This is a genomic window from Chitinophaga sp. (genome assembly GCF_036566945.1).
Classification (GTDB): Bacteria; Bacteroidota; Bacteroidia; order Chitinophagales; family Chitinophagaceae; genus Chitinophaga.
Genome location: NZ_DATCVJ010001030.1, coordinates 1 through 18,074, shown reverse-complemented (window position 1 = coordinate 18,074; position 18,074 = coordinate 1). Strand labels below are relative to the sequence as shown.

Annotated in this window: 26 protein-coding genes; all 26 read right to left on the bottom strand. The window is 43.2% G+C overall.

Annotated features, from left to right (window positions below; genetic code table 11):
* Positions 1 to 137 precede the first annotated feature (137 nt).
* Positions 138 to 1,481: a preprotein translocase subunit SecY gene (gene secY, locus VIP81_RS31080; RefSeq protein ID WP_331971216.1), complete on the bottom strand. Its 1,344-nt coding sequence runs from the start codon at positions 1,479 to 1,481 to the stop codon at positions 138 to 140.
* A 76-nt stretch (positions 1,482 to 1,557) separates the two neighbouring features.
* Positions 1,558 to 2,004, bottom strand: a complete 447-nt coding sequence (gene rplO / locus VIP81_RS31075) for a 50S ribosomal protein L15 (RefSeq protein WP_133808658.1) — start codon at positions 2,002 to 2,004, stop codon at positions 1,558 to 1,560.
* A gap of 122 nt (positions 2,005 to 2,126) precedes the next feature.
* Entirely contained in the window at positions 2,127 to 2,312 is a 186-nt protein-coding gene (gene rpmD, locus VIP81_RS31070; protein ID WP_326994770.1) for a 50S ribosomal protein L30, read from the bottom strand.
* A 106-nt stretch (positions 2,313 to 2,418) separates the two neighbouring features.
* A complete protein-coding gene (rpsE, locus tag VIP81_RS31065) occupies positions 2,419 to 2,937 on the bottom strand; it encodes a 30S ribosomal protein S5 (protein WP_133808656.1) in 519 nt (172 codons plus the stop codon).
* Between the two features lie 51 nt (positions 2,938 to 2,988).
* Positions 2,989 to 3,342 (bottom strand): 50S ribosomal protein L18, encoded by a 354-nt coding sequence (gene rplR, locus VIP81_RS31060; protein WP_133808655.1) that lies wholly within the window; start codon positions 3,340 to 3,342, stop codon positions 2,989 to 2,991.
* A 90-nt stretch (positions 3,343 to 3,432) separates the two neighbouring features.
* The gene (gene rplF, locus VIP81_RS31055) at positions 3,433 to 3,987 is read right to left on the bottom strand and encodes a 50S ribosomal protein L6 (RefSeq protein WP_331971203.1); all 555 of its coding nucleotides are present in this window, start codon (positions 3,985 to 3,987) and stop codon (positions 3,433 to 3,435) included.
* Positions 3,988 to 4,112: 125 nt separating this feature from the next.
* Positions 4,113 to 4,511, bottom strand: coding sequence for a 30S ribosomal protein S8 (rpsH, locus tag VIP81_RS31050; RefSeq protein ID WP_133808653.1), 399 nt, complete (start codon positions 4,509 to 4,511; stop codon positions 4,113 to 4,115).
* A 129-nt stretch (positions 4,512 to 4,640) separates the two neighbouring features.
* Positions 4,641 to 4,910 (bottom strand): 30S ribosomal protein S14, encoded by a 270-nt coding sequence (gene rpsN / locus VIP81_RS31045; protein WP_079470762.1) that lies wholly within the window; start codon positions 4,908 to 4,910, stop codon positions 4,641 to 4,643.
* 20 nt (positions 4,911 to 4,930) lie between these two features.
* Positions 4,931 to 5,506, bottom strand: a complete 576-nt coding sequence (gene rplE, locus VIP81_RS31040) for a 50S ribosomal protein L5 (RefSeq protein ID WP_133808651.1) — start codon at positions 5,504 to 5,506, stop codon at positions 4,931 to 4,933.
* On the bottom strand, positions 5,506 to 5,844 hold the full coding sequence (gene rplX, locus VIP81_RS31035) for a 50S ribosomal protein L24 (protein ID WP_331971195.1): 339 nt from the start codon (positions 5,842 to 5,844) through the stop codon (positions 5,506 to 5,508). Before rplX ends, rplE begins: the two co-directional genes overlap by 1 nt.
* 159 nt (positions 5,845 to 6,003) lie before the next feature.
* Positions 6,004 to 6,372: a 50S ribosomal protein L14 gene (gene rplN / locus VIP81_RS31030; RefSeq protein WP_079470765.1), complete on the bottom strand. Its 369-nt coding sequence runs from the start codon at positions 6,370 to 6,372 to the stop codon at positions 6,004 to 6,006.
* A 75-nt stretch (positions 6,373 to 6,447) separates the two neighbouring features.
* Positions 6,448 to 6,708, bottom strand: a complete 261-nt coding sequence (gene rpsQ, locus VIP81_RS31025) for a 30S ribosomal protein S17 (protein ID WP_079470766.1) — start codon at positions 6,706 to 6,708, stop codon at positions 6,448 to 6,450.
* A gap of 91 nt (positions 6,709 to 6,799) precedes the next feature.
* On the bottom strand, positions 6,800 to 7,000 hold the full coding sequence (gene rpmC, locus VIP81_RS31020; RefSeq protein WP_079470767.1) for a 50S ribosomal protein L29: 201 nt from the start codon (positions 6,998 to 7,000) through the stop codon (positions 6,800 to 6,802).
* 69 nt (positions 7,001 to 7,069) lie between these two features.
* Positions 7,070 to 7,489: a 50S ribosomal protein L16 gene (rplP, locus tag VIP81_RS31015; RefSeq protein WP_106527847.1), complete on the bottom strand. Its 420-nt coding sequence runs from the start codon at positions 7,487 to 7,489 to the stop codon at positions 7,070 to 7,072.
* A 55-nt stretch (positions 7,490 to 7,544) separates the two neighbouring features.
* Positions 7,545 to 8,336: a 30S ribosomal protein S3 gene (rpsC, locus tag VIP81_RS31010; protein ID WP_079470769.1), complete on the bottom strand. Its 792-nt coding sequence runs from the start codon at positions 8,334 to 8,336 to the stop codon at positions 7,545 to 7,547.
* A 63-nt stretch (positions 8,337 to 8,399) separates the two neighbouring features.
* Positions 8,400 to 8,747, bottom strand: coding sequence for a 50S ribosomal protein L22 (gene rplV / locus VIP81_RS31005; RefSeq protein ID WP_106527845.1), 348 nt, complete (start codon positions 8,745 to 8,747; stop codon positions 8,400 to 8,402).
* A gap of 98 nt (positions 8,748 to 8,845) precedes the next feature.
* Positions 8,846 to 9,112 carry a 30S ribosomal protein S19 gene (rpsS, locus tag VIP81_RS31000; RefSeq protein ID WP_079470771.1) on the bottom strand — a complete coding sequence of 89 codons (267 nt, stop codon included), beginning with the start codon at positions 9,110 to 9,112 and terminating at the stop codon, positions 8,846 to 8,848.
* A gap of 68 nt (positions 9,113 to 9,180) precedes the next feature.
* Positions 9,181 to 10,014: a 50S ribosomal protein L2 gene (rplB, locus tag VIP81_RS30995; RefSeq protein ID WP_133808649.1), complete on the bottom strand. Its 834-nt coding sequence runs from the start codon at positions 10,012 to 10,014 to the stop codon at positions 9,181 to 9,183.
* A gap of 85 nt (positions 10,015 to 10,099) precedes the next feature.
* Complete coding sequence (gene rplW, locus VIP81_RS30990; RefSeq protein WP_133808648.1) at positions 10,100 to 10,399, bottom strand: 50S ribosomal protein L23; 300 nt, start codon at positions 10,397 to 10,399, stop codon at positions 10,100 to 10,102.
* 63 nt (positions 10,400 to 10,462) lie between these two features.
* Complete coding sequence (gene rplD, locus VIP81_RS30985; RefSeq protein ID WP_331971180.1) at positions 10,463 to 11,101, bottom strand: 50S ribosomal protein L4; 639 nt, start codon at positions 11,099 to 11,101, stop codon at positions 10,463 to 10,465.
* Position 11,102: 1 nt separating this feature from the next.
* On the bottom strand, positions 11,103 to 11,720 hold the full coding sequence (gene rplC / locus VIP81_RS30980; RefSeq protein ID WP_133808646.1) for a 50S ribosomal protein L3: 618 nt from the start codon (positions 11,718 to 11,720) through the stop codon (positions 11,103 to 11,105).
* 193 nt (positions 11,721 to 11,913) lie between these two features.
* Positions 11,914 to 12,219, bottom strand: coding sequence for a 30S ribosomal protein S10 (gene rpsJ / locus VIP81_RS30975; RefSeq protein ID WP_012789286.1), 306 nt, complete (start codon positions 12,217 to 12,219; stop codon positions 11,914 to 11,916).
* 1,996 nt (positions 12,220 to 14,215) lie between these two features.
* The gene (locus VIP81_RS30970; protein ID WP_331971172.1) at positions 14,216 to 14,818 is read right to left on the bottom strand and encodes an outer membrane beta-barrel protein; all 603 of its coding nucleotides are present in this window, start codon (positions 14,816 to 14,818) and stop codon (positions 14,216 to 14,218) included.
* A 393-nt stretch (positions 14,819 to 15,211) separates the two neighbouring features.
* The gene (locus tag VIP81_RS30965; protein WP_331971170.1) at positions 15,212 to 15,985 is read right to left on the bottom strand and encodes a polysaccharide deacetylase family protein; all 774 of its coding nucleotides are present in this window, start codon (positions 15,983 to 15,985) and stop codon (positions 15,212 to 15,214) included.
* A gap of 6 nt (positions 15,986 to 15,991) precedes the next feature.
* Positions 15,992 to 16,774 (bottom strand): glycosyltransferase, encoded by a 783-nt coding sequence (locus VIP81_RS30960; protein ID WP_331971167.1) that lies wholly within the window; start codon positions 16,772 to 16,774, stop codon positions 15,992 to 15,994.
* 292 nt (positions 16,775 to 17,066) lie between these two features.
* A partial coding sequence (locus VIP81_RS30955) for an elongation factor G (RefSeq protein WP_414649431.1) occupies positions 17,067 to 18,074 on the bottom strand: 1,008 nt, incomplete at its 5' end.

Sequence of the window (18,074 nt, the reverse complement as noted above, 5' to 3'; positions counted from 1 at the left end):
CTTTTAGATTAGCATTCAGCTTTTAAAACCAATGGCTAAATACTAACGGCTAGTAGCTTCTAAATAATATAGCCACTAAAGCGCGGAAGCTTCTGTGGCTATTTTATTGTTATTGTAACACTTTCGCGTTCAATTACTTATGCGTTAGCCGGGGCAGTTCTGCCTTTGATTCGGCCGGTGCTCATCAGACCATCGTAATGGCGCATGAGAAGCTGGCTTTCAATCTGTTGCAGTGTATCCAGGATAACTCCTACCATGATCAACAGGGAAGTACCACCGAAGAAGGTAGCGAAGTTACTGTTCACCTTGAAGGCAGCAGCCAGACCTGGCATGATACCCACTATTGCCAGGAAAAATGCACCAGGCAAAGTGATACGGTCCATTACAGCGCCGATGTAATCAGCGGTAGCTTTACCAGGTTTGATACCTGGAATGAAACCGTTATTACGTTTCATTTCATCCGCCATTTGAGTGGGGTTGAAGATCAACGCAGTATAGAAGTAGGTAAATACGATCACGAGCACCGCGTAAATCAGGTTATACCAGCCATTAGTGTGGTCACTAAAAATGCGGATAAAGCCGGAAGCACTTTCAGAAGAAGTAGCAAAGCCTATCGCAGTAGCAGGTATGAACATGATCGCCTGGGCAAAGATGATTGGCATTACACCGGCTGCATTCACCTTCAGGGGAATGAACTGGCGTACACCACCATATTGTTTGTTACCCACGATACGCTTAGCGTAGTTCACCGGTATTTTCCTGGTACCCTGAACGAGCAGGATCAGGCCTACTGTGATTAAGATAAAGACAGCTATTTCGATGAGGAAAAGGATTGGTCCACCCATTTCACCGCTCACCTTACTGGAAAATTCTGCGACTAAAGCCTGTGGCAAACGGGCAAGGATACCCATCATGATGATGATGGAAGTACCGTTACCAATACCTTTATCTGTGATCTTTTCACCGAGCCACATTACAAACAGGGTACCTGCAGTAAGTACAACGGTAGTAGAGAGCCAGAAGAAAAAGGTGCCATATTCAGCAATAATAGCGCCACCGGACTGATTACGGAGATAAGCAACGTAAGCACTCGCCTGGAAACCTGTTACTATTACTGTGAGATAACGGGTAAACTGGTTAATCTTTTTGCGGCCGCTTTCACCTTCTTTCTGCAGTTTCTGAAAATAAGGAACTGCTATCGTTAATAACTGGATAGCAATTGATGCAGAAATGTAGGGCATAATACCCAACGCAAATATGGAGGCCCTTGAAAACGATCCGCCCGCAAACATGTTCACCAAACCCAAGATACCCTGATTAGAATTTTTCTCAAAGTTGGTCAGCGCGTTTGCATCAATGCCAGGCAAAGCGATATAGGATCCTACACGGTAGATGAGGACCAGGAGCAGGGTGGTCAGGATGCGGTTACGCAAATCCTCAATACTCCAGATATTCTTAATCGTTTCGATAAATTTCTTCACAGGAAGATAAAGGTTTAATAGCGCTATTAAATATGAAAAGACGCACTACTCCGTAGGCGTCTCCTCAGTCAAAGTCTTATACCAGTTCTACTGATCCACCTGCTGTTTCGATGGCCTGTTTAGCTTTTTCGCTGATCGCGTTAACCTTAACAGTAACCTTGGTTTTGAGTTCTCCGTTAGCGAGAATCTTAACTTTAGCTGTTCTGTTAATCAGACCGTTCATGAACAGGTTTTCCAGATTAAACTCCTGGAGGCCATATTTTTCAACTAATTGATCCAGTTGGCCCAGGTTGAAGATTTTATATTCTTCACGGTTATTGTTGATGAAACCGCGTTTAGGCATACGGCGTTGGATGGGCATCTGGCCACCTTCGAAGCCTCTTTTGCTGGAGTAACCAGCACGTTGCTGGATACCTTTGTTACCTTTTGTAGAGGTACCACCTTTACCGGAAGCCTCACCACGTCCCAGACGTTTTTCTTTATGTACAGCGCCTTGTGCAGGCTGTAATGAATGCAGATTCATATCTAATTGTTTTACTTGCGCGGAAATTAACCGCTCGCTTATTCTAAAATAAAAATGGTAAAGTCACAAATGTAAAGGTAAGATTATCAAAAGACAATCCCACAGCAGTGTTACTTAGTTAATTAAGCATTAACTGTTTCTACCGTTACAAGGTGATTAACTTTACGGACCATTCCCAGGATCTGAGGAGTTGCTTCTACTTCAACAGCAGCGTGCATCTTAGTCAGGCCCAGTGCCTTCAAGGTCAGTTTCTGCCTTTCCGGACGGTCTATACCACTTTTCACTTGAGTGATCTTAATCTTTGCCATAAACCCCTATCCGCCTAAGGCGGAGTAATTTAATTGTTAATGAATTATTTTCAAAATTTCCACGGGGGAAAAATACCTGGATCTCCGGAGGAGAAGTGGGTATTAATTATCCGTTGAAAACTTTCTTCAGGGAAACGCCTCTGGTTTTAGCGATGCTGATAGGCTCGCGTAACATACCGAGTGCTTTGAAAGTAGCTTTCACCACGTTGTGTGGATTAGCAGAACCCAAAGATTTAGCCAGAACGTCCGTTACACCAGCGCTTTCCAGCACTGCGCGCATAGAACCTCCAGCGATCACACCAGTACCATGAGCAGCTGGTTTGATCAAAACTTTGGCAGCGCCTTCTTTAGCAAACTGATCGTGAGGAATGGTGCCGTGCATAACCGGAACCTTGATCAGGTTCTTTTTTGCATCGTCTATACCTTTGGTGATAGCCTGCTGCACTTCTTTCGCTTTACCAAGACCATGACCTACAACACCGTTTTCGTTACCTACTACTACCAGTGCGGAGAAACTAAATGTACGACCGCCTTTAGTGGTTTTAGTAACACGGTTGATCGCCACCACTTTCTCTTTCAGCTCCAGATCACCAGCCTTTACTTTATTGAATGAATTCTTTGCCATTTTATTTTATAAGAATTACTTGTTCAGAATTATAAGATTCGGACTTCGTGATTAAAACTGAAGACCGCCTTCTCTTGCTCCGTCAGCTACGCTTTTCACGCGGCCATGATATAAATAACCACTTCTATCGAAGATGCAGGTGGTCAGACCCAGTGCCAGTGCTTTAACAGCCAGCGCTTTACCTACCAGTGCAGATTTTTCGATTTTAGTTCCTTGCTGGGCTTTGATGTCCTTATCACGGGAAGAAGCTGAAGCCAGGGTAGTGCCATTGGTATCATCTATCAATTGCACATAGATATCGCTGTTGCTGCGAAATACAGATAATCTTGGTGCTTGTGCAGTACCGGAGATCTTCTTACGGATGCGATAGCGGATTTTCTGTCTCCTGTTAACTTTTGTGCTCATTTTGAGTTTTATTTTATTACCCCGATGCTGCCGGGATATCTGTTAAAATCAGCTAACCAGCTTTGTAAGCTGATTAGCCAATTAAAAATTTTATTTACCAGCTGATTTACCAGCTTTCTTACGTACCACTTCATCACTGTAGCGAACACCTTTACCTTTGTAAGGCTCTGGTTTACGCAGACCGCGGATTTTCGCAGCCACCTGACCCAGTAATTGGTTATCGATACCTTCCAGCATGATCTTAGGGTTCTGACCTTTTTCAGTCAGGGTAGCCACCTTCAGTTCCTTAGGAATTTCGAAAACGATATTGTGAGAGTAACCTAATGCGAGATCGAGTAACTGACCGTTGTTTGCGGCTTTATAACCCACACCCACCAGTTCCAGTTGTTTCTTGAAGCCATCAGTCACGCCAGTCACCATGTTCGCCAGTAAAGCGCGGTATAAACCGTGGAGAGCTTTGTGACGAATCTGTTCAGTTGGACGGATTACCGTTAATACGCCTTCCTTCACTTCTATCTTCATTTCCCTGTCGATGTTCTTTTTCAGTTCACCTTTAGGGCCTTTTACGGTTACTTCATTGGAGGGGGAAACAGTAACTGTAACTCCGCTAGCCAACTTGATAGGACTTTTACCTATACGAGACATAACTTTAAATTTAAAGTTGTTGATATTGATGTACCGGTTATCCGTGTTCAGCGCCGTATAGCGAGCTTAATTGTCAGATAACTTAAGTGATTGATTGGTTGTTGTACAACCAATCAATCAATATATTAGTATACGTAGCAAACTACTTCGCCACCTACGTTTTGAGCTTTTGCTTCTTTATCGGTCATTACACCTTTAGAAGTAGAGATGATCGCCACGCCTAAACCGTTCTTCACGCGCTTAAACTCTTCTGGTTTAGCGTACTGACGCAGACCTGGACGGCTAATGCGTTGTATTTCCTTGATAGCGGGCTCTTTAGAAATCGGATCGTACTTCAAAGCGATTTTGATAACGCCTTGTTTAGTATCTTCTTCGAATTTGTACTTCAGGATATAACCTTTATCGTACAGAATTTCTGTAATGCGTTTTTTCAGCTTGGAAGCCGGAATTTCCACAATCCTGTGGGTGGCCATTTGCGCGTTCCGGATACGTGTCAGGAAGTCTGCTATTGGATCAGTAACCATTGTTGAAATAGTTTGATAATGTTTACAATGCGATATCCAATCGTAATAAGATGGGAATCAAAATAACTTACATTCAGAGATTTAGGGATCTGGTTATTTGTTCAATAACCAAATGCTGTCAATCTTTAATTACCAGCTGGCTTTTCTAACGCCAGGGATTTTACCTGCGAGTGCCAGGTCACGGAACATGTTCCTGCAAAGACCAAAGTGACGCATGTATCCTTTAGGACGACCGGTCAGCTGGCATCTGTTGTGCAGACGAACAGGAGAAGCATTTTTTGGAAGTTGGTCCAGTGCAGCGTAGTCACCGGCAGCTTTCAGAGCAGCACGCTTTTCAGCGAACTTTGCTACCATAGCTTCTCTTTTCCTTTGTCTGGCTTTTACGGATTCTTTTGCCATAATTAATTTATCGTTTCGATTTACTGATTATCTTTTTTCATACCCTTGAACGGCATACCCATTTCTTTCAGGAGCTCGTAAGCTTCTTCGTTGGTGTTTGCAGTTGTAACGAAAGTGATATCCATACCGGACATTTTCGTTACTTTATCGATATCGATTTCAGGGAAGATGATTTGTTCGGTGATACCCATAGTGTAGTTACCACGACCGTCAAAAGCTTTTTCGTTCACACCTTTGAAGTCACGTACACGTGGGAGGGATACAGCGATCAAACGATCCAGGAAGTCATACATATTGGTAGCGCGTAAAGTTACACGAGCACCGATAGGCATGTTCTTTCTCAGTTTGAAGTTGGAGATATCCTTCTTAGACATAGTAGCGATAGCTTTCTGACCAGCGATGCGGGTCATTTCGTCTACTGCGATGTCTACCAGTTTCTTATCACCTACTGCACCATTGATACCCTGGTTCAGGCAAATTTTTACCAGGCGAGGAACCTGCATTACACTTTTGTAGTTGAATTTCTTCATCAGTGCAGATTTAACTTCCTCGTGGTATTTGGTCTGCAGTCTCGGAGTATATTTTGTGTTTGACATTATTTAATTTCCTCCCCTGATTTTTTAGCGATACGAATTAATTTACCGTTTTCTCTCTTCCTGTTAACTTTGGTTGGAGCACCAGTTTTGGCGTCCCACAGCATCACGTTGGAGATAGCAATAGGAGCTTCCTGCTTAACAATACCACCTTTGGTATTCTGAGCGGTAGGCTTTGTGTGCTTGGTAATAATGTTAACGCCTTCTACAAGAATGCGGGCTTTCTCAGGATTCACTTCCAGCACTTTACGCGCTTTGGTTCTGTCCTTGTCATCACCGGCAATTACCGCAACCAGGTCGCCCTTCTTAATGTTGAATTTAGGCTTAAATCTAGTTTTCATTACTTTGATTTATTTATAAACGCCAAGCGAAACAGTTGTTTCGCTTGATTAATGTTTTTTCTCGTTTTGCAAACGGGCTGCAAAGATAAGAAATATTTATGAATTTTGGGATTCAGGAAATTTATTGTAAAAATCCCGAATCCCTCAATCGATAATATCTTATAATACCTCAGGAGCGAGGGAGATAATTTTCATATAACCCTTGTCTCTCAGCTCACGTGCAACCGGACCGAAAATACGGGTACCGCGAGGTTCGTCTGAGTTATTGAGCAGTACTACTGCGTTATCATCGAAACGGATATAAGAACCGTCTTTACGACGTAATTTGTTCTTAGTTCTTACGATTACCGCTTTAGTAACCATACCTTTCTTAACACCACCGCCTGGCATTGCATCCTTCACGGTTACTACAATCTTATCGCCTACGCCAGCGTAGTCCTGACCGGAGTTACCTAACACGCGGATGCAAAGTACTTCTTTGGCACCGCTGTTGTCAGCTACACTCAGTCTTGATTCTTGTTGTATCATCGAAATGAGATTTGATATTGTTTAGTCAGCGGCTGTAACCGGGATTGCCGGATACAGCTTGAAACAAATAAATAATTATTTTACTTTAGCGATTACTTCTACCAGTCTCCAGCACTTGTTCTTGCTCAAAGGACGAGTTTCCGCGATTTTCACGGTATCGCCAATGCTGCACTCGTTTTTATCGTCGTGTGCCATGAACTTGGTAGTTTTTTTCACGAATTTACCATAGATCGGGTGCTTTACCTTACGCTCCACCTTAACGGTGATGGTTTTATCCATTTTGTTGCTGGCAACCACACCAATCCTGGTTTTTCTTAATTTTCTTTCGGTCGTCATTGTTGAAAGTATTTAACCCTCCGTGAGGAGGTCATCAATTGTTTTATACTAATGCTATGTCAGCAGTCCCGGGGTTACCGGGACTGACGGATCAGAAGCCCAGTTGTCTTTTACGCAGTTCGGTATTCATCCGAGCGATATCGCGTCTTACGGCGCGGATGCTCATTGGATTTTCGATTGGCGTAATTGCGTGACCAAAGGTCATTTTTTTCAAGCGGAGTTCTTCTGCAGAGATTTTCTCTTTCAGATCTTGTTCGCTCAGGCCTTTCAGTTCCAGCTTTTCTTTTGCCATTGTATTGAATTTGATTCGGTTAGCTGCCGGGGCAGTGTTACCGGATTTTTAGTTATTGTGTACCTGTAATTAAGCTACGAAGTCGCGGCTGGTTACAAATTTTACTTTGATGGGCAGTTTCTGGGCTGCGAGTTCCATTGCTTCTTTTGCTACCTGTAAGGAAACGCCATCAGCTTCAAATAAAATTCTACCTGGCTTCACTACTGCTGCCCAATGGTCAGGAGCACCTTTACCTTTACCCATCCTCACTTCCAAAGGCTTAGCAGTGATAGGTTTGTCAGGGAATATGCGGATCCACACGTTACCTTCACGTTTCATGTGTCTTGTGAGCGCCACACGAGCAGCTTCGATCTGCCTGTCTGTGATCCACTTAGGTTCTAATGCTTTAAGACCGAAAGTACCAAAGGAGAGGGTAGCGCCTCTTTTAGCGTTCCCTTTGATGCGGCCTTTGTGCATCTTCCTGTGTTTCGTTCTTTTTGGCTGTAACATCGTCTATGTTGTTAATGTTAATAGTAATTGTTAATGTCTGCTCTACCGCCAGATACTATCTGCGGCCGCCGCCACGGTGTTCTCCACCGCCTCTTCTTTCGCCACCACCGCGGTTATCTCTACGTTCACCGTGATGTTCTCTTCTTTCACCACCATGACCAGTGCCACGGTTATCGCCTTCCTTACCGGTTAAAACGTTCGGGTTAAGATCGCGTTTACCCAGTACTTCACCTTTACAGATCCATACTTTGATACCGATTTTACCATAAACCGTTAAAGCGAACAGGGAAGCGTAATCGATGTCCATACGGAAAGTATGTAAAGGCACGCGACCTTGTTTCATTTCTTCGGAGCGGGCAATTTCAGCACCACCTAAACGGCCACTGATTTTAACCTTGATACCTTCAGCACCCATTCTCAGTGCAGTAGCAATTGCCATTTTGATAGCGCGTTTGTAGTTGATACGGCTTTCAATTTGTTTTGCAATTGTTTCAGCAACGATGTTAGCATCCATTTCGGGACGACGGATTTCGAGGATGTTGATTTGAACATCTTCTTTACCTGTCAGTTTCTTCAGTTCTTCCTTGATGCGATCAACTTCGTTACCGCCTTTACCAATGATGATACCAGGCTTAGAAGTATGAACAGTGATGATTAACTTACCTAAAGTTCTTTCGATCACAACTCTTGAGATGCCGCCTTTGTTGATACGGGCATTCAGATAAGTTCTGATCTTGTTATCTTCGATCAGTTTAACAGCAAAGTCTTTTTTGCTGCCATACCAATTAGAGTCCCATCCTCTGATGATACCTAACCTGTTACCAATAGGATTTGTTTTCTGACCCATGTTCTGGTTATTTGTCTATTAGTTTAATAGTTTTGTTTCTATCTCGTTTCCGATGTGCACTAATTACTGTGCTTTACCGTCAACTACAATCGTTACGTGGTTACTTCTCTTGCGAATACGGTAACCCCTTCCCTGTGGAGCTGGACGCATTCTTTTCAGTGTGCGGCCACCATCAACAAAAACGGTTTTTACGATCAGGTTAGCATCTTCTACCCTTGCACCTTCGTTCTTAACTTTCCAGTTAGCGATAGCAGATACCAGCAGTTTTTCTAAAGGTACGCTTGGGTGTTTCGGATGGAATTTCAAAATATTCAAAGCCTTTTCTACATCCAGACCGCGGATTAAGTCTGCCAGCAAACGCATTTTGCGGGGAGATGTAGGATTATTATTCAGCTTAGCTACTGCTTCCATTGTAATTAATTTCTTTTATTATTAAGTGTCTGATGCCTGATGTTTGATGTTATCGGTTTGAAACTGAATACTTCAAACCTCAAACCTCAGACTATAATTTACATTTTCTTGTTAACGTGTCCTCTGAAGTTACGTGTAGGAGCAAATTCGCCCAGTTTATGACCAACCATGAATTCTGTTACATAAACAGGAATAAATTTGTTGCCATTGTGTACTGCGAACGTGTGACCAACGAAATCAGGTGTGATAGTAGAACGACGGCTCCAGGTCTTGATAACAGAACGCTTGGTACCGGTATTCATCTTCTCAACTTTTGTTTCTAATTTCAGGTCTACGTAAGGACCTTTTTTTATGGAACGAGCCATGTCTTACTGATTTATGATTTTTCAAACCCGAGATCCGGTACTGCTACCGGAGCCCGAATTCCGAAATATTATAATTTTTTACCGTTTTTTCTGCTAATGATCAGCTTATCAGAACTCTTATGCGGTTTTCTGGTTTTCAGACCTTTCGCATATTTACCAGTTCTTGATCTTGGATGGCCTCCGGAAGATTTACCTTCACCACCACCCATTGGGTGATCCACAGGGTTCATAGCCACACCACGGTTGCGGGGGCGGATACCTCTCCAACGATTAGCACCTGCTTTACCGATGGATTGCAGTGCGTGATCGGAGTTAGAAACAGTACCTACAGTAGCTTTACAAGTATTTAATACTTTGCGGAGCTCACCGGAAGGCATTTTCAGTACGGCATACTTTTCTTCCTTGTTGGATAACTGAGCGTAAGCGCCGGCGCTTCTTGCGATCGCACCACCTTTACCAGGTTGCAGCTCGATGTTGTGTACAACAGTACCCAGTGGCATATTTTTCAATGGTAAAGCGTTACCTACTTCAGGAGCTACGTCAGCGCCGCTAATAACGGTACCGCCAACTTGTAAGCCCTGTGGAGCGATGATATAACGTTTTTCACCATCAGCATAGTTTACCAGTGCGATGAATGCGCTACGGTTAGGATCGTATTCGATCGTTTTAACTGTAGCAGGTACATTCTCTTTATCACGTTTGAAATCAATTACACGATATTGTTTCTTGTGACCACCACCTATGTAACGCATGGACATTCTTCCTTGCGCATTTCTACCGCCGGTTCTTTTGATGGGTTCCAGCAGGCTTTTCTCAGGGGTATCCGATGTCAGCTCAGCGTAAGCGTTGCCTATTTTCCAGCGGGTACCGGCCGTCATTGGTTTGAACTTCTTCAGTGCCATTACTTCCTAAAAAGTTAAATGTTATTAAATATAAATCGTGATCTGTATATACATCCACATTCCGGCTGTTCAGGCCGGAACGGCACTACATGTTAGCATACAGATCTATAGTTTCACCAGTTGCAACGGTAATGATCGCCTTTTTGTAAGACGGTTTTTTACCTGCGATGAAACCGGCTTTAGTAAAGCGGAATTTAGCTTTACCTGGCATTACAGCAGTGTTTACATCTGCTACGGTTACGCCGTAAAATTCTTCTACTGCTTTTTTGATCTCCAGTTTGTTGGCTTTTTTGTCAACGATGAAGTAGTAGCGGTTGAATTTTTCGGTTGCTTTATTAACCTTTTCGGATACCACCGGTTTGATTAAAACGTCAGAAAGTTTCATTTTCTTTATAGCATTAAGCTGTTGGCGTTGGCCGCGAGCTGTTATTTAATTGGTTTTGACATCCTAAGCTTCTGCAGGCTCTTCAGTGAAGATTTTAGCAGCGCTTTCTGTGAACACGATATAGTTGCTGTTCATGATGTCGTAAGTGTTTACGTCGCTCAATACAGTACCGTCTACAGTAGGGATGTTTCTCAAAGACAGATAAACATTGTCATTGTATTCAGGCGTGATGAACATAGTCTTTCTGCCTTCAACGTTGATGTTCAGGTTCTTCAGGAATCCAACGAATTGTTTTGTTTTAGGTGTTTCGAGCTGCAGATCTTCAACGATGATGATGCTGTTTTCTTTAGCTTTTACTGACAGGGCGGAGATCTTAGCGAGATCTTTCACTTTTCTGTTCAGTTTGAAACCCCAACCGTGCGGTTTTGGTCCAAAGATGGTACCACCACCTTTATACAAAGGGTTACGGATGTTACCTTTACGGGCACCACCAGTACCTTTCTGTTTGTGCAGTTTGCGGGAAGCACCTTGTACTTCAGCTCTGGTTTTTACCTTGTGGGTACCCTGACGCTGAGCAGCGAGGTATTGTTTAACAGCCAGGTAAATTACGTGGTTGTTAGGCTCAACACCAAAGATCTCCTCTGGAAGTTCAATAGACCTTCCGGTTTTCTTACCTTCTATATTTAAAATATCGATTTGCATGTTACTTCTGGATTAAAACGATTGAACCAATGTGGCCGGGAACGGAACCACTTACCAGGATATAATTCTTTTCAGGGAATATTTTCACGATTTTCAGACCTTTCACCTTTATTCTTTCGTTACCTGTCTGGCCAGCCATACGCATACCCTTGAAAACGCGGGAAGGATAAGATGATCCACCAACAGAACCAGGAGCTCTGCTTCTATCGTGCTGACCGTGGGTAGCTTCACCCACACCGCTGAATCCGTGGCGTTTTACAACACCCTGAAAACCTTTACCTTTGGAAGTGCCTACAACGTCAATTGATTCACCTTCTGCGAAGATTTCGCATGTGATAGATTCACCGAGGGCTTTCTGTACGTCCGGGTTGCGGAGTTCTTTTACAAAACGTTTGGGAGAGGTGCTTGCTTTCGCGAAGTGATTGCTTTCTGCTTTAGTGGTGTGCTTTTCTTTCTTCTCACCGAAAGAAACCTGAATTGCATTGTAACCATCTGTTTCCAGGGTTTTTACCTGGGTTACAACGTTGGGACCCGCTTCGATAATGGTAACAGCAGTTTGCTTACCATTAGCTTCGAAGATGCTGGTCATACCAATCTTTTTGCCAATAATACCTTTCATTTTTTATATGATTTTACCCAGCGCCTGGGGGATTTCGTGCTATCCCCAGGATGGGCGGTTTAAATACATTTATTGGGCGGCCGCCCAGAAGGCGCGACCTATGTTTGCTTGTTAAAATTGTTACCTTGCTGAAAATCAGCGAGGTAACCATAAATCAATAAAAGGCCGGCCTTTCGCCCGCCTTGCTGTTGTCCTATGCTTTAATTTCAACTTCCACTCCGGAAGGCAGATCGAGCTTACTCAGCGCGTCTACAGTTCTGGAAGAAGACGTGTAAATATCCAGTAAACGTTTGTGTGTACACAGTTGGAACTGCTCGCGCGCTTTCTTATTAACGTGCGGAGAACGTAATACTGTAAATATTTTCTTCTCGGTAGGTAAAGGAATTGGACCTGTTACCACGGCACCCGTGTTACGCACGGTTTTAACGATCTTCTCAGCAGACTTGTCTACCAGGTTATGATCGTAGGACTTCAGCTTGATTCTTATTCTCTGAGACATATGCAATGAACTTCTTCTTGTTTTTTCCCAATACAATTTGGGAGGGCAAAGGTAACCCGTTTTTTCTATTTGGCAAATAAATCTCAGGAAAAAATAAAAGAACCCGGGCAAAGGACTGGCTCCGGCGGCAATTCGAAGGGGGCAAAAACAAAATAACGGGGCATTAAGGCTTCAGAAAACATTCATTGTGTGTGTGTTAAGCCTTAAGGTAACTTCACATGCTCGTTTTGACAAATATAGGAAAACAAATTTCAAAACCAAAAAAAGGCAAATTTCTTTATCATTTTTTTCGGGAGAAGGGTAAAACAGGTCTTAACCGGGGTAAAATCCATGGCAGGGAGGTACTAAGACTGCACCGTGCCTGCAGTAAGCAAAAACCGGAAATTTTATACCAAAAGGAAAGATAGCCGAAACGGGGCGATGCAATTACCCCGCAGGGAATGTAGCACAACCTGAAAAAGAAAAAAAGCTACATTTTTTCAAAAAACCGCGGGGAAGAGAAGCAGGCCTGCTGGAAAATCCTTTCCCGCAGCAGGCATCGCATTTATGGCAAACAGCATATAGCACAACGGGCAGGATTACTAACGACCTCAAACACAAAGGGCCGTTCCTGCTTACCTGGAACAACCCTTTGCTGAATAATTAAAGTGGTTTAATACACCGATGGCTAAATGACCATTCGATTAAAGCGGTAAGCCACCGCCTATGCCACCCAATAATGACTTAACTAATCCTAAGATTAATGCCAGCAGTTGATTCAGTAAATCCATGGAAAAAGGTTTTTATAAGATATTGCCTACTCTATTGTCTGGTTTTCGGCATTCCCAGTTGTTATTCAGTTAACAACACTAAAATTAAAAGCTATCCCTCAATATACAGTCGTTCATTTTGTTCATTTCAAGGGCATACAGTCACCTTGTTCATTTGGCCACCACGAACATTTTAGCGGGAAAGCTGCGCATAAAAAAGAGGCTGTTCATTATATGAACAGCCTCCCGGATGATGTGTGTAAGGGAAATAGCATCACTTAAGTATGATTCATCCCTTACCGGAGGAGTCTTACAGACCTCCCAGCAGAGATTTCAGCAGGGCAACGATAGTAGCCAGCAATTGAGACAGTAAAGCCATAAGATAGTTTTTACTACGGGTGATACCTACTCTCTTGATTTGGTTTTCGGCAATCCCAGGTACACTCACTTTTCTAAGTGCTCGCCGAAATTAAAGTCTATTCGTATAAATCCGTTCGTTCATTTTGTTCAGTTCGGAATCCTAATTCAACCATGTTCATTCAGCCGCCATAGCTGGTTTCATAAAAACAAGAGAGCTTCGGTAGTAATTCCGAAGCTCTCTTGTTTAAAATAGATTGTAAAATACGCTAATGCCTTGAGAACGATTTCATGATCTACCAGCAACAGCATATCATCAGCTTTGTACCTGCTGCATAACAGGTATTAGAAATACCTGCAGGCTATTGCAATGGAGATCGCCTGAAAGTTACTACCGGCGATAGCATCTTGTGCTACAACACAATCAGATACCACCAAGGGCAGATACCAGCAATGCCAGTAATCCTTTCAGAAATGTGTTTAATGCATCGAGGATCATAAGCTGATTTTTTTCTTGCGCCTACTCTCTTATATGGTTTTCGGCAATCCCATTAGGAAATATCCTTGCGTAACAATGCAGAAATTACAGCGCACCTGTTACGGTGTTCAGAAACTTAACCAGTGCCTGGAAAATAGTGTTCAACATACCGGAGTATTTATGGACGTAACGCTTACTCTATCCTGGGTTTTCAGCAATTCCCCTGTCTGCGCCCACGCAGACATTATACTAAAATAAATTGTTCCCACTGAAAAGCCTCCGTTCAATTAGTTCATTCTGACTTTTCCTATTCATTTTATTCAGCGCCTCTTTTTCCTGTTAGGACCCCAAATAAAAATGGTTACAGCCACCATAAAATGGAGCTGTAACCATGCCTGAATAATATATAAACTTACTTACCGCTTTCTTCTTTATAAATTGCCTTTGCTTTGGCAGATGGCAGATAAATCTGGAATCCTATACCCAAATTAAGCCTGTTATTCGTAGTAGAGCTACCAAAGCCTACTGTCAGATTGTACTTCAGCAATCCTTCCAATGACACATTTGGCGTTATAAAATAAGCAATACCTGGGCCTACACCGAGATCCAATCCGGTGGTGCTCACACTTGTATAGGAATCACTGGAGCCACCAAAACCGGCATTGGCTTCCAGGAAAAAGCGGGTTCTTTTTGAGAATTCAAGTTTCCTCACATTTTTGTCTTCAATAAAATAGCGACCAAAAGCGCCCACCCCATAAGTTGTTTGAGTACCACTTGCCTTAGCTGTGGTCAAACCGACATCAACATAGCCTCCAACGGCGAGTCCGTCTTTAATAAACCATCCAACTTTAGGCGTGATATCCATACCAAACTTGGTATTGTCTTTCTGAAAGTCAAGCTGAAAATTGCTGAGCGTACCGCCAACCATAATATTTCCTTTCTGAATTTGGGCGTTTGCAGCAGAGCCAAACAATATAGCTGACAGTGCGAGGGTTAAGAGACGAAATCTTTTCATAGTCTGATTTTTAGTTTTAACAATTTAGCATGTTGAATGAATAAGCAATTTCCGGGCAAACGCTTCCATTTGCACAAGGCTGTAGTCAGCCAAAAATAAATAAACGGCAGGGGGATAATGGGGAGCTAGTTTTCATCTTCGTTAAACAAACATCACATGACAAATAAATTTTGTCGTCAAGCAAAACTACTGAAAATGAATATAATAAGCATTCTATCTTCTGAAAAAATCTCAAAAAAACGTTATTGCACAGTTCGCGAATTCTCTCAACATGAATACTTATCCTTATTCATTATTACTATAACATTTATAAGTTAAATGTTGTTGCATAAAAAACAGGTTCTTTCACGTCTGATCGTGTCAGTCGCGAAAGTAATCCGCTGTAAAACAGTGCTAGCGCGATTTTAGCAGATCGGCATGCGTGCAGAAAGTTCCTTTTTTTTGTAAAAAACTTAGGAACCCATCCATTTTACGCTGCATTTTTTCGCCTGAAATACGCCGGATATAGGCAGGCAATGTATAAGCATTAATATCTATTAGTTCCCAGGGATGGAAATAAAAAGAGAGGTATTTGTCTTTCTTCAATACTCTTTTGCTGAAATGCCTGGTAAGCCACAGCGGCATATTTTTTACACTCAGCCAGAATATAGGGTATCTGATAAGGGGAGATACAGATGATGGGATAATCCAGGTATCCTTTTCTTTAAACACGGTTCTGGGCAAATGCCAGTTATTATATCTTCCGGGGAGCCAGGTAGGGTTAATAGAGGCATCATACAGGTATCCGGCGGCTTTCAGGGCATCCATATTCACTTTACGTAAACGGGGCATACGAAAGCCCAGGATCTGTTGTCCGCTGATTTCCTGCAGCGCCAGCCTGGAGCCCTCCAGATCGGACTCATCGAATGAGCTGTGGTAATATGCGTGAGAAGCTATTTCATGATTAGCAGCCATCTGCCGGATTAGTTCCGGGTAGTGCTGCGCCCAGTAAGCGGTTACGAAAAAGGTAGCACGTACGTTATACTTATCAAATAGTGCCAGCGTTGCCTGCAATCCACTTCTTGAAATTTCCAGTTTCTCCTGTAGGGATACCTGCTGACCGAATTCTTCCGGGATATCAAATTCTTCCACATCTACACTGATCAGTATCCTGTTCGTTTGTTCCATAAAAAATTAAGCGGCTTCGGAGGCGATAATAATTCTGCAATAATTCAGCATTTCTTTCATTAAGAGTTTAATGCGGAAAGAGGAGAATTGAATGCCGGGGCGGCAAGATACTGCGACGGCGCCAATTTTAACGTGCGGGCGGCGGCCGGCATGATATAAAAATTCGCTATCGTACAGGAATCCGTTGATACGTGTTTTCAGCAAAATGTTTCTGCCGTAGGCATTAAAACCCTTCAGTCCTGCCTGGGCGTCATTTACTTTCAGGTCCAGTACCATCCGGTTTAAAAAACGGCTAATACGGGTAATGGTACGGCGTTTACGGGGTAATGCCCGGAGATAGGCGGCGCCTCTCTCTCCTGCTACCACATCCAACCCCTGTATTAAGCGGTCATAGGTTTCCTTTACGGCATATATACCAAAAGGGAAATCAAGGTCTGTATACACCTGGTAGGCATACTGGGAACGCTTTACCCCTTCTCTTACCGCATAACCCTTGCCGCGGTTGCGGCGATAGCTGACAATGATAATATCCGGAATGGCTGCTTCCAGCCAGGCAATATGTTGTGCAGTGAAATTCCGCTCAGAACCATCATTCACCAGAATAAGCTGAACAGGGACTTTCCCCATGATCGTGGTAATCTCATGATAGTGCCTGATGAGTGATTCTACCCAGGGTCCCGAAGGATTCCAGCAGGGCAGAATCAAGTCAAGGCCGGGAGTAAGCGTAACCATTTCTCCCGATGTCGATATCACAGTTGTAGGAGGTGCTTGCAGTAACTCTATTGACATAAATTGAAGGCTATCTGTAAAAAAAATACAGGTTGAGATGGATTACATTTCAATACAATGACGTCAAAAGAGAAGCCCCCCTCTAGTATGCAGTATAAAAAATAAAAAAGGTCCTGTCGAACAGGACCCTGGCAATTAGCAAAAAGTAAATTTCAGTTGTAGGTTATTATTACAACGTAAAATATCGAATATTCTTTTCATGGCAATAGCATGTTCATGTCAGATGCTGATATAAAAGCAAAAAGGTTGTCCCGCTTTGGCAGGACAACCTTTCCGATATAAGAAGCTATGATTAAGCGTTTACTTTGCCTTTCACTTTAGCTACCACTTCTTCAGCAACGTTGTTTGGCGCTGGAGCATAGTGAGAGAATTCCATGATAGAGCTTGCGCGACCGGAAGACAGGGAACGCAGCTGTGTTACGTAACCGAACATTTCGCTCAACGGAACTTTAGCTTTAATTACCTGAACACCGTTTTTGGAGTCCATACCTTCCAGCATACCACGACGACGGTTCAGATCACCTGTAACATCACCCATGTATTGGTCTGGAGTCAGTACTTCTACTTTCATGATTGGCTCCAGCAATACTGGTTTAGCTTTGCGGGCAGCTTCACGGAAAGCGGATTTAGCACACAATTCGAATGACATCGCATCAGAATCCACCTGGTGGTAAGAACCGTCAAACAGACGTACTCTCAGGTTCACCAATGGGAAGTTTGCGAGAACACCCTGGTTGAGGGACTGTTCGAAACCTTTCTGTACAGCAGGGATGAATTCTTTAGGGATGGAACCACCAAAGATATCATTGATGAACTGGAAGGATTTGCCTTCGTTTTCTTTCAGCCATTCTGCATCTGCAGGTCCGATTTCGATCTGGATATCCGCAAATTTACCACGACCACCGGTTTGTTTCTTGAATACCTCACGGTGTTCAACTTTGGTAGTCAGGGCTTCTTTGTAAGCAACTTGCGGAGCACCCTGGTTAACTTCTACCTTGAACTCGCGACGCATACGGTCAACGATGATTTCGAGGTGAAGCTCACCCATACCACTCAGGATGGTTTGGCCGGTTTCTTCGTCAGTTTTAGCTCTCAGGGTAGGATCTTCTTCTACCAGTTTAGAGATAGCCAGACCCATTTTATCAACGTCTGCCTGAGTTTTAGGCTCAATAGCAATGTGGATAACTGGTTCAGGGAAGGTCATTGATTCCAGGATAATCGGTGCTTTTTCATCGCACAGGGTATCACCGGTTTTGATATCTTTAAAACCAACAGCAGCACCGATATCACCAGCTTCGAT